Raw genomic sequence first — 13605 nt, 5'->3', positions numbered from 1 at the left:
GTGCGGTCCTGTTCGGTTGCGTTATTCGGGTTTCCAATGCTCGTTGGGGTGCAGGTCCAGCGTGGCCGCGGCCACCACCTGCATCACGAAGTCCTCGTAGCTGATGCCAACCGCGCGCGCCGCCATCGGCACCAGCGAATGGCCGGTCATGCCGGGCGAGGTATTCATCTCGAGCAGGAAAGGCTTGCCGTCGGCGCGCAGCATCAGGTCGGCGCGCGCCCAGCCGCGGCAGCCCAGTACGCGGTACGACTGCACCGCCAGCGCCTGGACTTCCTTTTCGACCTCGGGGTCCAGACCTGACGGGCACAAGTATTGGGTATCGTCAGTAAAGTACTTATTTTGATAGTCGTAGTTGGCTTCGGGCGCAACGATGCGGATCACCGGCAGCGCTTCGGCGCTGTCGCCCTCGCCCACGATCGGGCAGGTCAGCTCGGCGCCGTCGATAAAGGTCTCGGCAATGACGTCGTTGTCCAGCGCCGCGGCCTTCTCGAACGCCGCGCGCATCTGGTCGGCGGCAGTGACCTTGGTCAGGCCGATCGACGAGCCCTCGCGCGCCGGCTTGACGATCAGCGGCAGGCCCAGGTCGGCCGCCACGGCATCAAAGTCAGTGTCCGCATGCAGCATGGCAAAGCGCGGCGTGGCCAGGTCATGGGTCATCCACAGCCGCTTGGTGGCCTGCTTGTCCATGGCCATGGCCGAAGCCAGCACGCCGCTGCCGGTGTACGGCACACCCAGCTGCTCGAGCAGGCCCTGGATGGTGCCGTCCTCGCCGTAGCGGCCGTGCAGCGCGATAAAGACGCGGTCAAAGCCCGCCGCGGCCAGCTCGGCCACGCCCTGCAGGCCCGGGTCGAAGCCGTGCGCGTCCACGCCGCGCGACTGCAGCGCGGCCAGCACGCCGTTGCCCGACATCAGCGAGATCTCGCGTTCGGCCGAGCGTCCGCCCAGCAGCACGCCGACCTTGCCCAGCGACTTGGGATCGATATTGGGATGGGCGACGAAGCTCATTGCTGGCCCCCCGCTTGCACCGATTGGTGCGACACCAGTTGTCCCGGCACGGCCCCGATCGAGCCCGCGCCCATCGTCACGACCACATCACCCGGCCGGACGGCACCCAGGATGGCCTGCGGCATTTCTTCCATCTGCTCCACAAAAACAGGTTCGACCTTGCCGGCCACGCGCAGCGCGCGGGTCAGCGCACGGCCGTCGGCAGCCACGATCGGGGCTTCGCCGGCGGCGTAGACCTCGGCCAGCAGCAGGGCATCGACGGTGCCCAGCACTTTGACGAAGTCCTCAAAGCAATCCCGCGTACGGGTAAAGCGGTGCGGCTGGAACGCCAGCACCAGGCGGCGCCCCGGGAACGCGCCGCGCGCGGCGGCCAGCGTGGCCGCCATCTCCACCGGGTGGTGGCCGTAATCGTCCACCAGGGTGAAGGTGCCGGCGCCATCGGGCGTGGCCACCTCGCCGTAGCGCTGGAAGCGACGGCCCACGCCGTGGAACTCGCGCAGTGCCTTGACGATGGCGGCATCGGGCACCTCCAGCTCGGTGGCGATGGCGATCGCCGCCAGCGCGTTCTGCACGTTGTGCAGGCCGGGCAGGTTCAGCACGATCTCCAGCGGCGGCTCGGCATGGCCGTTGAGCTGGCGCTGCACGGTGAAGTGCATCTGGCCGTCGACCGCGCGCGCGTCCACGGCGCGGATCTGGGCATCCTCGGCAAAGCCGTAGCGCACCACCGGCTTGGACACGAACGGCAGGATCTCGCGTACGTTGGGGTCATCCACGCACAGCACCGCGATGCCGTAGAACGGCAGCCGCTGGGTGAACTCGATGAACGCCTGCTTGAGCCGGGCAAAGTCATGCCCGTAGGTGTCCATGTGGTCGGCATCGATATTGGTAATGACCTCGATCACCGGGAACAGGTTCAGGAACGATGCGTCCGACTCGTCGGCCTCGGCCACGATGAAGTCGCCCGTGCCCAGGCGCGCGTTGGCGCCGGCCGAATTCAGGCGGCCGCCGATCACGAAGGTCGGATCCAGCCCGCCTTCGGCCAGCACCGACGCCACCAGGCTGGTGGTGGTGGTCTTGCCGTGCGTGCCGGCAATGGCCACGCCCTGCTTCAGGCGCATCAGTTCGGCCAGCATCACCGCGCGCGGCACCACCGGGATGCGCTTGCTGCGGGCGGCCAGCACTTCGGGGTTGTCGCCGCTGACGGCGGTCGACACCACCACCGCATTGGCGCCGGTCACGTTGGCCGCGTCATGCCCGTGCATGACCGTGGCGCCCAGCGAAGCCAGGCGCCGCGTGGCGGCATTGTTGCCCACGTCCGAGCCCGAGACCTTGTATCCCAGGTTCAGCAGGACCTCGGCGATGCCGCTCATGCCGGCGCCGCCGATGCCCACAAAGTGGATGTTTTTGACGATATGCTTCATTCGATTGCTGCTTGTATAGGCTTCAGTCCCTGGCCAGCTCGCTGCATACCTCGGCAACGCGCCGGGTAGCCTCTGGCCTGGCCAGTCCGCGCGCCAGGCGCGCCATGTCTTTCAGCTGCGGCCGGGTCAGGCTGGCAATGGTCTGCGCCAGGCCCTCGGCCGTCAGGTCCTTCTGCTGCACGAGCAGGGCCGCGCCCTGTCCCGACAAAAACTTTGCGTTGGTGGTCTGGTGGTCGTCCACCGCGTGCGGGAACGGCACGAACAGCGCCGCCACGCCCGCCGCGGCCACTTCCGAGACCGTCATCGCGCCGGCGCGGCAGATCACCAGGTCCGCGTCGGCATAGGCCCGCGCCATCTCGTCGATAAACGGCAGCGTCTGCGCCGGCACCTGCGCGGCCGCATAGTTGGCACGCAGCGTATCGATCTGCTTGGCGCCCGCCTGGTGCGTCACCACCGGGCGTTCGCCCTCGGGCAACAGCGCGATGGCCTTGGGCACCACCTCGTTGAGCGCCGCCGCGCCCAGGCTGCCGCCCACCACCAGGATGCGCAGCGGGCCGCTGCGCTGGTCGTAGCGCGCCTCGGGGGCGTCCAGGCGGGCAAGTTCCTCGCGCACCGGGTTGCCTGTCCATTCGCTGCCGGGCAGCGCATCCGGGAACGCGCACAGCACGCGGTCGGCCACCTTCGCCAGCACCTTGTTGGCCAGGCCGGCGATCGAGTTCTGCTCATGCAGCACCAACGGCCGACCGAGCAACGAGGCCATCATGCCGGCCGGGAAGGTGATATAGCCGCCCATGCCCAGCACCACGCTCGGGCGCACCCTGCGCAGCGCCACGATGCTCTGCCAGAACGCGCGCAGCAGGTTCAGCGGCAGCAGGAACTTGGTCACCAGGCCCTTGCCGCGCAGGCCCCCGAACTGGATGAACTCCATCGGGATGTCGTGCCTGGGCACCAGCGTGGCTTCCATGCCGGTGCGGTTGCCCAGCCAGACCACTTTCCAGCCCTGCTCGCGCAGCGCCTGCGCGACCGCCAGCCCCGGGAACACGTGTCCCCCCGTGCCGCCGGCCATCACGAGCAGGGTGCGCGGTGCGGTCATACCTTCCCTCCGCGCATCAGTACACGGTTTTCGTAATCAATGCGGAGAAGGATCGCCAATGCCACGCAGTTCATCAAAATCCCCGAACCGCCATAGCTCACCAGCGGCAGCGTCAGCCCCTTGGTCGGCAGCAGGCCCAGGTTCACGCCCATGTTGATAAAAGTCTGCCAGCCGACCCACACGCCGATGCCCTTGGCCACCAGGCCGGCAAAGGTGCGGTCCAGCTGCAGCGCGGTGCGGCCGATATTGAAGGCGCGGCGCACCAGCCAGTAGAACAGCACGATCACCACCAGCACGCCGATAAAGCCGAATTCCTCGCCGATCACCGCCAGGATGAAGTCGGTATGCGCCTCAGGCAGGTAGTGCAGCTTCTCGATGCTGCCGCCCAGCCCCACGCCGGTCCACTCGCCGCGGCCGAAGGCGATCAGCGAATGCGTCAGCTGGTAGGCCTTGCCCAGCGCATTGCTCTCTTCCCACGGGTTCAGGTAGGCAAAGATCCGCTCGCGCCGCCAGGGCGACGCGGTGATCAGCAGCGCGAACGCACCCACCGCCACGCCCACCAGCCCGGCGAACAGCTTGCCGTTGATGCCGCCCAGGAACAGGATGCCCATCGCCACCGCGGCGATCACCAGGAACGCGCCCATGTCGGGCTCCAGCAGCAGCAGCATGCCCACCACCACCACCGCCACGCCCATTGGCAGGAAACCCTTGGACACGGTCTGCATCCACTCCTGCTTGCGCACGGTGTAGTTGGCGGCGTACAGCACCACCGCCAGCTTCATCAGCTCGGACGGCTGGAAGTTCATCACGCCCAGCGGAATCCAGCGCCGCGCGCCGTTCACGCCCTTGCCGACGAACGGCACCAGCACGATCACCAGCAGGATCAGCGCGAAAATAAAGAGCTTCGGCGCGTAGCGGTCCCACACCTTGACCGGGATCTGGAACGACGCAAGCCCGACCGACAGCCCGATCCCCAGCGCGAACGCATGGCGCAGCAGGAAGTGGCTTTCGCGGTAGTTGGCATAGCGCGGCGAGTCCGGCAGCGCGATCGAGGCCGAATAGACCATCACCAGGCCGAGCGCGAGCAGCACGATCGACACCCACAGCATGGGCTGGTCGTACTCCATCATGCGCGAGCGCGTCGGCTTGACACCCGACACGGCGTCGCGCAGGCCACCCCAGGCATTGCCGATGGTGGCGCCGATAAAGCCGCTGCGCTTGACCTGTGCTTCGCTCATGGCAGGATCCCCCGGGACAGCGCCAGTTCTTCCACCGCGCCGCGGAACACCTCGGCGCGATGCACGTAGTTGCGGAACATGTCGAGGCTGGCACACGCCGGTGACAGCAGCACCACATCGCCGCTCCCGGCCAGTCCGGCAGCCTTCGTCACGGCCTCTTCCAGCGTGGCGGCGTCGACCAGGCTGGCGCCGCTGCCCTGCAAGGCATCGCGCAGCTCACCCGCGGCGCGGCCGATCAGCACCACCGCGCGTGCGTATTGCGCCACCGGCGCGGCCAGCGGCGAGAAATCCTGGCCCTTGCCTTCGCCGCCGGCGATCAGCACCACGCGCTTGTCCAGCCCCGACAACGCAGCCACGGTGGCGCCGACGTTGGTGCCCTTGCTGTCGTCGAAATACTCAACATCGTCGATGGTGGCAACCCACTCGACGCGGTGCGGCTCGCCGCGGTATTCGCGCAGGCCGTGCAGCAGTGCGTTCATCGGCAGGTCGATGGCACGGCACAGCGCCAGCGCGGCCATCGCGTTGGTGGCGTTGTGCATGCCGCGAATATGCAGCGCGTCAGCCGGCATCAGGCGCTTGTGGCGCACCGGCACGGCTTCCTGGACCACCTCGGCGGCCTTGCGGCGGCGCGGCTTGCCTTCCCCTTGCGCGTCCGGATCGGGTTCGGCCAGCACCAGCCAGGGCATGCCGCCCTCGCGCAGGATGCCGAAGCTCCCCGGCGTTTCAGGCAGGTCGGTGCCGAAAGTCAGTGGCGAGCGCCCGGGCCGCGCCATGTCCATGGTCAGGCGGTCGTTGCGGTTGAGCACCTGCACGCACTCGCTGTCCGCCGGCCCGAAGATGCGCGCCTTGGACGCCGCATAGGCTTGCATCGTGCCATGCCAGTCCAGGTGGTCCTGGGTGACATTGAGCACCGTGGCCGCGGCGGGCGCCAGCGTGTGCGTGGTTTCCAGCTGGAAGCTGGAGAGTTCCAGCACCCACACCTGCGGCAGCGACGCCGAGGCGATGCAGGCCGACAACTTGTCCAGCGCCGACGGGCTGATATTGCCCGCCACCGCCACGCTCTTGCCGGCGCGCTCCACCAGCCGGCCGGTCAGCGCGGTGGTGGTGGTCTTGCCGTTGGTACCGGTGATCGCCAGGATCTTCGGCGCGTAGCCGGACTCGGCTTCCAGGTGGCGCAGCGCGCGCACGAACAGTTCGATCTCGCCCCACACCGGGATGCCGCGCGCGTGCGCGCTGTCCAGCAGCGCGCCAGTGCCGTCTTCCAGCGGCGACAGGCCCGGGCTGATCGCCACCAGGCCGATGCCGTCGAGCAGACTGTCGGCGAACGGGCCGCCGACGAATTCGGCCGAAGTCAGCTCGGCCTGCAGGAAGGCAAGGTTGGCGGGCGCCTCGCGCGTGTCGGCCACGCGCACCGCGCAGCCGTTCAGGCCACACCAGCGCGCCATGGCCAGCCCCGACTCACCGAGGCCCAGTACCAGCACATGAGGTTTTTGCAGCTCGCCAAACACTTCGATTTCCTGCCTTTGGTTTCCTGTATCTATCTAGAGAGCGCCGTCAGTCCCTGACCCGCGCAACCATTAACGCAACTTCAGTGTCGACAACCCGATCAGCACCAGCAGCATGGTGATGATCCAGAAGCGCACCGTGACTTGCGTTTCCTTCCAGCCACTCAGTTCGAAATGGTGATGCAGCGGCGCCATCCGGAAGAGCCGCCTGCCTTCGCCATAGCGCCGCTTGGTGATCTTGAACCACGTGACCTGCGCCATCACCGACAGTGTTTCCACTACGAAGATGCCGCCCATCACGAACAGCACGATCTCCTGGCGCACGATCACCGCCACCGTGCCCAGCGCGCCGCCCAGCGCCAGCGCGCCGACGTCGCCCATGAAGACCTGCGCCGGGTGCGCGTTGAACCAGAGGAACGCCAGTCCTGCCCCGCCCAGCGCCGAGCAGAAGATCAGCAGCTCGCCCGCGCCCGGGATATGCGGGAACAGCAGGTACTTGCTGTAGACCGAACTGCCCATCACATACGCAAACACACCTAGTCCGCTGCCGACCAGCACCACCGGCATGATCACCAGCCCGTCCAGGCCGTCGGTCAGGTTAACGGCGTTGCTCGAGCCCACGATCACCAGGTAGGTCAGCACGATGAAGCCGGCCACGCCCAGCGGGTAGCTGATCTCCTTGAAGAAGGGCACGATCAGGTTGGACTTGTACGGCATGTCCAGCGACAGCCCGCCCTCGACCCAGCTCAGGAACAGGTCCCACACCTTCACGTTGCTGCTTTCCGACACCGAGAACGCCAGGTAGACCGCGGCCACCAGGCCGATCAGCGTCTGCCAGAAAAATTTCTCGCGGCTCGACATGCCGCGCGGGTCGCGATACACCACCTTGCGGTAGTCGTCGACCCAGCCGATGGCGCCGTAGCCGAAGGTGACCAGCATCACCACCCAGATAAAACGGTTGCCCCAGTCGCACCACAGCAGCGTCGACACCGCGATCGAGACCAGCACCAGCACGCCGCCCATGGTCGGCGTGCCGGCCTTGACCAGGTGGGTCTGCGGGCCGATGGTGCGCACCGCCTGGCCGACCTTCAGCTCGGTCAGCTTGCGGATCACCCACGGACCGAACGCCAGCCCGATCAGAAGCGCGGTGAGGTTGGCCATCACCGCGCGGAAAGTCAGGTAGTTGACGACCCGGAGGAAGCTGTAGTCGTTTTGCAGCCACTGGGCCAGAGCCAATAACATCGTGTTGTCTTATTTAATGTGCGGAAGTGTCTGCGACCAGCGCCGCGACCATCCGTTCCATGCGCATGAAGCGCGATCCCTTCACCAGCACGGCGCCCGCTTGCGCCACCATGCCCCTGCTGTCTTCCTCCAGCGCCTTTGTCAGTGCTTGCGCGGTGCCGAAATGCCGGCCGCCCGCGCCGAATGCCTGCACCGCATGCACGGCCAGTTCGCCGGTCGCCCACAGCGTGCCAACGCCGCGCGCCTTGGCGTAGGCACCGATCTCTTGGTGGAACGCCGGACCCTGGTCGCCAACTTCGCCCATGTCGCCCAGCACCAGGATGCGCGGCGCGGCAAAGCCGGCCAGCACGTCGATGGCGGCGCGCATGGAGTCGGGGTTGGCGTTGTATGTGTCGTCGATGACTACCGTCCCACCCGGTGTGTACTTGACCTGCAGCCGGCCCTTGACCGCATGGAAGCCGGCCAGGCCCGACTGGATCGCCGGCACGTGCACCCCCGCGGCCAGCGCGCAGGCGATGGCGGCCAGCGCGTTGCGCACGTTGTGCTCACCCAGCAGCGCCAGGCGCACGTCGAAGGCATGGCCGGGCGCGCGTACCTGCATCACCTGTGCGCCGTCGAACAGCGTCACGGTGGCGTGCACATCGGCCCGCTGCGAGGTGCCGAAGGACAGCGCGCGGCGCTCGCCCGCGGCTTCGCGCCACACCGGCGCGTGGGCGCCGCCGCTTTCCGCGTCGAGCGGGTACACCGCCACGCCGTGGGCCGGCAGCGCCGCGATCGCGGCGGCGTGCTCGTGGGCAACGGCTTCCACGCTGACCATGAACTCCTGGTGCTCGCGCTGCGCGTTGGTGATCACCGCCACGGTGGGCTGGGCGATGCCGGCCAGGTAGACGGTCTCGCCCGGATGGTTCATGCCGAGCTCCAGCACCGCCAGCTTGTGCGCGGCGCGCAGGCGCAGCACTGTCAGCGGCAGGCCGATATCGTTGTTCAGGTTGCCGCCGGTGGCCAGGCGCTGGTCCTCGCCCACCGCCGCGGCAAAGATCGCCGCGATCATTTCCTTGACCGTGGTCTTGCCGTTGCTGCCGGTCACCGCCACCGCCGGCAGCGTGAACTGGCGGCGCCAGCCGGCGCCCAGCTCGCCCAGCGCGATGCGCGTGTCCGGCGCGACGATGGCCGGCACGCCTGCATCGACCTCGCGGCTGACCAGCACGGCGGCGGCGCCGCGCGCCACCACGTCGGCGATGAAGTCATGCGCGTCGAAGCGCTCCCCCTTGAGGGCGACGAACAGGTCGCCGGGCTCGACGCTGCGGCTGTCGGTATGCACGCGCGAAAACTGCACGGCGCCGTCGCCGCAAACGCGCGCGCCGGCGATCCAGCCGGCGGCTTGCTGCAAGGTGGTCATTGGGGTCTGGCTCATGCCGATACTCCACGGGTGGCAAGCGCCAGTCGTACGTGTTCGCGATCGGAGAACGGGCGCTTGCGGCCCTGGATCTCCTGGGTGGCCTCATGGCCCTTGCCCGCCACCAGCACCACGTCGGCCGGTGCCGCGTGCCTGACGGCATAGAGGATGGCGGCGGCGCGGTCTTCGATCTGGCGCGCGCGCGCGCGCTCGGCCATGCCGTCGGCAATGGCGTCCAGGATGTCCTGCGGGTCTTCGCTGCGCGGGTTGTCGCTGGTCAGGATGACCTCGTCGGCCTCGCGCTCGGCCACCGCGCCCATCAGCGGGCGCTTGATCGGGTCGCGGTCGCCGCCGCAGCCGAACACGCACCACAGGCGGCCGTTGCGCGCCTGCGCCACCGGGCGAAGCGCGGCCAGCGTCTGCGCCAGCGCGTCCGGGGTATGGGCGTAGTCGACCACGGCCAGCGGCGCCTGCGTGGCGTCGTGGCCGCCGCCGGCACCGAACAGCTCCATGCGTCCTTCAACCGGCGTCAGCGCGCGCAGCGCGGCGATGGCCGCATCCCACGCCACGCCGTTGGCCAGCGCCGCACCCAGCACCGCCAGCAGGTTGCTGACATTGAAGGCGCCGATCATCGGCGTGGCCATCTCGGCGCTGCCGAAGCTGCCGTCGATATGGAAGGCGGTGCCGGTGGCCGTAGCGCGCACATTGGTGGCGCGCAGCCACTGGCCGCGCGGACCGCGCACGCCAGCGGCGCCCGGGCCGTCGATGCCGTACTCGATCACGTGCGGCGCGGCAATGGCGGCGGCGTCGGCCGCCAGCAGGCGCTGGCCCATGGCATCGTCGCGGTTGACCACCGCGGTGCGCAGGCCGTCCCAGCGGAACAGGCGTGCCTTGGCGTCCTCGTACTCCTGCATGGTGCCGTGGTAGTCGAGGTGGTCCTGGGTCAGGTTGGTCAGCACCGCCGCCGAGAAATGCGTGCCGGCCACGCGTTCCTGTTCCAGGCCGTGCGAGGACACTTCCATCGCCACCGCGCGCGCGCCGGCGTCGTGCAGCGCCGCCAGGCTGGCCTGCAACTGCACCGCGTCGGGCGTGGTGAAGCCCGTGGCCTGCAACGCGCCGGGGAAACCGGTGCCAAGCGTGCCGATGGTTGCGCAGGGCGTGCCCGCGGCCTGCAGCACGCGCGCCAGCCACTGGCTGCATGAGGTCTTGCCGTTGGTGCCCGTGACGCCGGTCACGGCCAGGCCGCGCACCGGATTGCCGTGCCAGCCGGCGGCGATCGGGCCGGCCAGCTGGTGCAGGTTGGTGACGGCCAGGTGCGGCACGGCATTGCCGGAGGGCCAGTCGAACCCGTCCGCCTCATAGACGACGGCGCCCGCGCCGGCGGCGATCGCCTGCTGGATATAGGGCCGGCCATCGGTGGCGAGGCGGTCGTTGCCCAGCACGTAGGCAAAGAACACGTCGCCGCGCGCCAGGCGCCGGGTATCGCCGGTCAGCTGGGCCGATGCGGCCACGTTGGTACGCAGCCAGGCCAGCGCGTTGCTGGCCTGGGCGGTGACCTCGAGCGGGAGCAGTGGCTTGGCCGTCATTGGGTCGAACTCCACGGTTCGCTCTCCTGCACCTTGTCGCTGACCACCAGCTGGCGGATCGGCGAGTCGGGCTGCACGTTCAGTGCGCGCAGCGTGCCGCCGGTGATGGCCGCGAACGCCGGGCCGGCGACCAGGCCGCCGTAGTGGCTGCCGGCGGTGGGCTCGTCCACGCTGACGGCCACGATCACGCGCGGGTTCGACATCGGCGCCAGGCCGATGAAAGAGGCGCGGTACTTGCTGCGGTTATAGCCGCGGCCTTCGTGCTTGTAGGCGGTGCCGGTCTTGCCGCCGACGCGGTAGCCCATCACCTGCGCCTCGGGCGCTGTGCCGCCGGGCGCGGTCACGGTCTCGAGCATGGCGCGCACATCGCGCGCCACCTGTGGCGACAGGATGCGCTCGCCGGTGACCGGGCCGCTGGTGCGGAACATCGACACCGGGATCAGCTCGCCGTCATGCGCGAAGATGGTGTAGGCGTGGGCCATCTGGAACAGCGACACCGACAGGCCGTAGCCATACGACATGGTGGCCTGCTCGATCGGGCGCCAGCTCTTGAACGGACGCACGCGGCCGGCCACGGCGCCGGGGAAACCGATCTTGGGCGCCTGGCCAAGGCCGACGCTGGTGAACATGTCCCACATCTCCTGCGGCTTCATCAGCATCGCGATCTTGGTCGTGCCGATGTTGCTCGACTTCTGGATCACGCCGCTCACCGTCAGCGCCCCGTAGTTGTGGGTATCGCTGATGGTGGCGCCTTCGAAGTTGTACTTGCCGGTGGTGGTGATCACCGTGGACGGCGTCACACGCTTGAGCTGCAGCGCCAGGCCCACCGTGATCGGCTTCATCATCGAGCCCGGCTCGAAGGTGTCGGTCAGCACGCGGTTGCGCAGCTGCTCGCCGGACAGCCGGCTGCGGTCGTTGGGGTTGTAGGTGGGCCAGTTGGCCAGCGCCAGCACTTCGCCAGTCTGGGCGTCGAGCACCACCGCGCTGGCGGCCTTGGCCTTGTGGCGCTCGACCACGGCCTTGAGCTCGTTGTAGGCCAGGTACTGGATCTTGGCGTCGATCGACAGCTGGATGTCCTCGCCGTCGCGCGGGGTCTTCAGCACGCCGACGTCCTCGACCACGCGGCCCAGGCGGTCCTTGATCACCTGGCGCGCGCCGGCACGGCCGGCCAGGCCGGGCTCGCGCGCCAGCTCCACGCCTTCCTGGCCGCGGTCTTCCACGTTGGTGAAGCCGACGATATGCGCCATCGCCTCCCCTTCCGGGTAGAAGCGCTTGTATTCGCGGGTCTGGTGGATGCCTTCGATCTTCAGCGCGGCGATCTTGTCGGCGACGTCGGGCAGCACCTGGCGCTTCAGGTAGACAAAGCCCTTGTCCTCGGACAGCTTCTTGCCCAGGTCTTTCTCGGACATGCCGAGCAGCTTGGCCAGCTGGCGGATCTTGGCGGCCTCGACCTGGTTGGGCACGTCCTCGGGCACCGCCCAGATGGCCTTGACCGGCAGGCTGGTGGCCAGCACCAGGCCGTTGCGGTCGAGGATCTTGCCGCGCGTGGCCGGCAGCTCCAGCGTGCGCTGGAAGCGCTTCTTGCCCTCGGCCTCGTAGAACTGGTTGCCGGGGCCCTGGATCCAGGCCGCACGCAGGGCCAGCGCGCCGAAGGCCGCGAACATCAGGAACACCACCAGCTTGGAGCGCCACATCGGCAGGCGCAGCCCCAGCACCGGGCTGGCCGAGAACTGGCCGCTGCGCGGGCGCGAGGCGGTGCCGTTGCGGTCACGGCGGGGCGGGTTGGGACGGGCCATGCTCATCGGCGCGCCTCCGCGGCACTGGCCGGCGCCGCCTCGGCAGGCGGCGGCAGCACGATGCCGGACAGGTACTGGGTCTTGCCGGGGTTGACCGGCGCCATCTTCAGCTGCGCGCGCGCCGCGTCGGCGATGCGTGCGCTCTTGCCCAGCGCGCTCTGCTGGTACTGCAGGCGCGACCAGTCGATATCGAGCTGCTTCTCTTCAGCCTGGGCCCGCTCCAGCGCGACGAACAGCGTGCGCGCCTGGTGCTGCGCGCTCACCAGCGACAGCGCGCACAGGATCAGCGCGGCGAGCAGGAAGAAGGTCAGGCGGTTCATGCGCGCGCGCCTCCGCCGGTGGGTGCCGCGGCAGGCGCCAGCTTTTCGGCCACGCGCATCACGGCCGAGCGCGCGCGCGGGTTGGCAGCCACCTCTTCGGTGCCGGGCTTGTAGCGGCCGAGCAGGCGCAGCGTCGGTTGCGGCAGGTCGGCCGCGCGCAGCGGCGCGCGGCGCAGCGCCGGGTCGGCATCCTGCTGGGGACGGGCGTGCGCCGCCATGAACCGCTTGACAATGCGGTCCTCCAGCGAGTGGAAGCTGATCACCACCAGGCGCCCTCCGACCTGCAGCAGTTCATACGCCGCCTTCAGCCCTCTTTCGAGGTCCTCAAGCTCTTGATTGACGTGAATCCGTAGAGCCTGAAAGGTGCGGGTCGCAGGGTCCTGACCCTTCTCGCGTGTCTTGACGGCTTTCGCCACGAGCGCGGCAAGGTCGGCAGTAGTGGCGATGGGTCCGCCATCGCCGGGTTCGCTCCGGCGAGCAACAATCGCCTTTGCAATCTGTACAGCAAACCGTTCTTCCCCATAGTCTCGTATCACCCTGGCAATGTCCTGCTCATCCGCCTGCGCCAGCCACTGCGCGGCAGTGATGCCGCGCGTGGTGTCCATGCGCATGTCCAGCGGGCCCTCGAAACGAAAGGAAAACCCCCTCGCCGCCTCGTCGATCTGGGGCGAGCTGATCCCCAGGTCGAGCAGCACGCCAGCGACGTGGCCGCGCCCCGACAGGCGCTCGGCCATGGCCGCAAAGCTCGCGTGCTCAATGGAGAAGCGGGCATCCTTGATGGTGCCCGCTTCTGCGATTGCTGCTGGGTCCTTGTCGAATGCAACCAGGGCCCCGTCTGGCCCCAGCCGGGCCAGCACCGCCCGGCTGTGCCCTCCCCTGCCGAAGGTGCCGTCGACGTAGACCCCGTCGGGCCGCCAGACCAAGGCGTCGACGGCCTCGTCCAGCAGCACGGTGCGATGGCGCAGGGCGGGGGTTGCCGGCGTTCCGGTAGGACTCATGACCT

11 protein-coding genes are annotated in these 13605 nt (G+C 68.7%); all 11 read right to left on the bottom strand.

Features of this window, described 5'->3' with window-relative positions; translation table 11 throughout:
• Positions 1-21: 21 nt before the first annotated feature.
• Positions 22-1005, bottom strand: coding sequence for a D-alanine--D-alanine ligase (locus A3A5_RS0110940; RefSeq protein WP_018310617.1), 984 nt, complete (start codon positions 1003-1005; stop codon positions 22-24).
• Positions 1002-2426 (bottom strand): UDP-N-acetylmuramate--L-alanine ligase, encoded by a 1425-nt coding sequence (gene murC / locus A3A5_RS0110935; protein ID WP_018310616.1) that lies wholly within the window; start codon positions 2424-2426, stop codon positions 1002-1004. Before murC ends, A3A5_RS0110940 begins: the two co-directional genes overlap by 4 nt.
• Before the next feature lie 22 nt (positions 2427-2448).
• Entirely contained in the window at positions 2449-3519 is a 1071-nt protein-coding gene (gene murG / locus A3A5_RS0110930) for an undecaprenyldiphospho-muramoylpentapeptide beta-N-acetylglucosaminyltransferase (RefSeq protein ID WP_018310615.1), read from the bottom strand.
• Complete coding sequence (ftsW, locus tag A3A5_RS0110925) at positions 3516-4757, bottom strand: putative lipid II flippase FtsW (protein ID WP_018310614.1); 1242 nt, start codon at positions 4755-4757, stop codon at positions 3516-3518. The genes murG and ftsW overlap by 4 nt, the downstream gene beginning before the upstream one ends.
• On the bottom strand, positions 4754-6265 hold the full coding sequence (gene murD, locus A3A5_RS0110920; protein ID WP_018310613.1) for a UDP-N-acetylmuramoyl-L-alanine--D-glutamate ligase: 1512 nt from the start codon (positions 6263-6265) through the stop codon (positions 4754-4756). Before murD ends, ftsW begins: the two co-directional genes overlap by 4 nt.
• Before the next feature lie 69 nt (positions 6266-6334).
• The gene (gene mraY, locus A3A5_RS0110915; protein WP_018310612.1) at positions 6335-7504 is read right to left on the bottom strand and encodes a phospho-N-acetylmuramoyl-pentapeptide-transferase; all 1170 of its coding nucleotides are present in this window, start codon (positions 7502-7504) and stop codon (positions 6335-6337) included.
• A gap of 13 nt (positions 7505-7517) precedes the next feature.
• A complete protein-coding gene (gene murF, locus A3A5_RS0110910) occupies positions 7518-8918 on the bottom strand; it encodes a UDP-N-acetylmuramoyl-tripeptide--D-alanyl-D-alanine ligase (RefSeq protein ID WP_026200661.1) in 1401 nt (466 codons plus the stop codon).
• Complete coding sequence (locus A3A5_RS0110905; protein ID WP_018310610.1) at positions 8915-10486, bottom strand: UDP-N-acetylmuramoyl-L-alanyl-D-glutamate--2,6-diaminopimelate ligase; 1572 nt, start codon at positions 10484-10486, stop codon at positions 8915-8917. The genes murF and A3A5_RS0110905 overlap by 4 nt, the downstream gene beginning before the upstream one ends.
• The gene (locus tag A3A5_RS0110900; RefSeq protein WP_018310609.1) at positions 10483-12288 is read right to left on the bottom strand and encodes a penicillin-binding protein 2; all 1806 of its coding nucleotides are present in this window, start codon (positions 12286-12288) and stop codon (positions 10483-10485) included. Before A3A5_RS0110900 ends, A3A5_RS0110905 begins: the two co-directional genes overlap by 4 nt.
• Entirely contained in the window at positions 12285-12602 is a 318-nt protein-coding gene (gene ftsL / locus A3A5_RS0110895; RefSeq protein ID WP_018310608.1) for a cell division protein FtsL, read from the bottom strand. Before ftsL ends, A3A5_RS0110900 begins: the two co-directional genes overlap by 4 nt.
• Entirely contained in the window at positions 12599-13600 is a 1002-nt protein-coding gene (gene rsmH / locus A3A5_RS0110890; protein ID WP_026200660.1) for a 16S rRNA (cytosine(1402)-N(4))-methyltransferase RsmH, read from the bottom strand. The genes ftsL and rsmH overlap by 4 nt, the downstream gene beginning before the upstream one ends.
• Between the last annotated feature and the right edge of the window lie 5 nt (positions 13601-13605).

This window comes from Cupriavidus sp. UYPR2.512, assembly GCF_000379565.1.
Classification (GTDB): Bacteria; Pseudomonadota; Gammaproteobacteria; order Burkholderiales; family Burkholderiaceae; genus Cupriavidus.
This window is presented reverse-complemented; position numbering and strand designations above follow the sequence as displayed.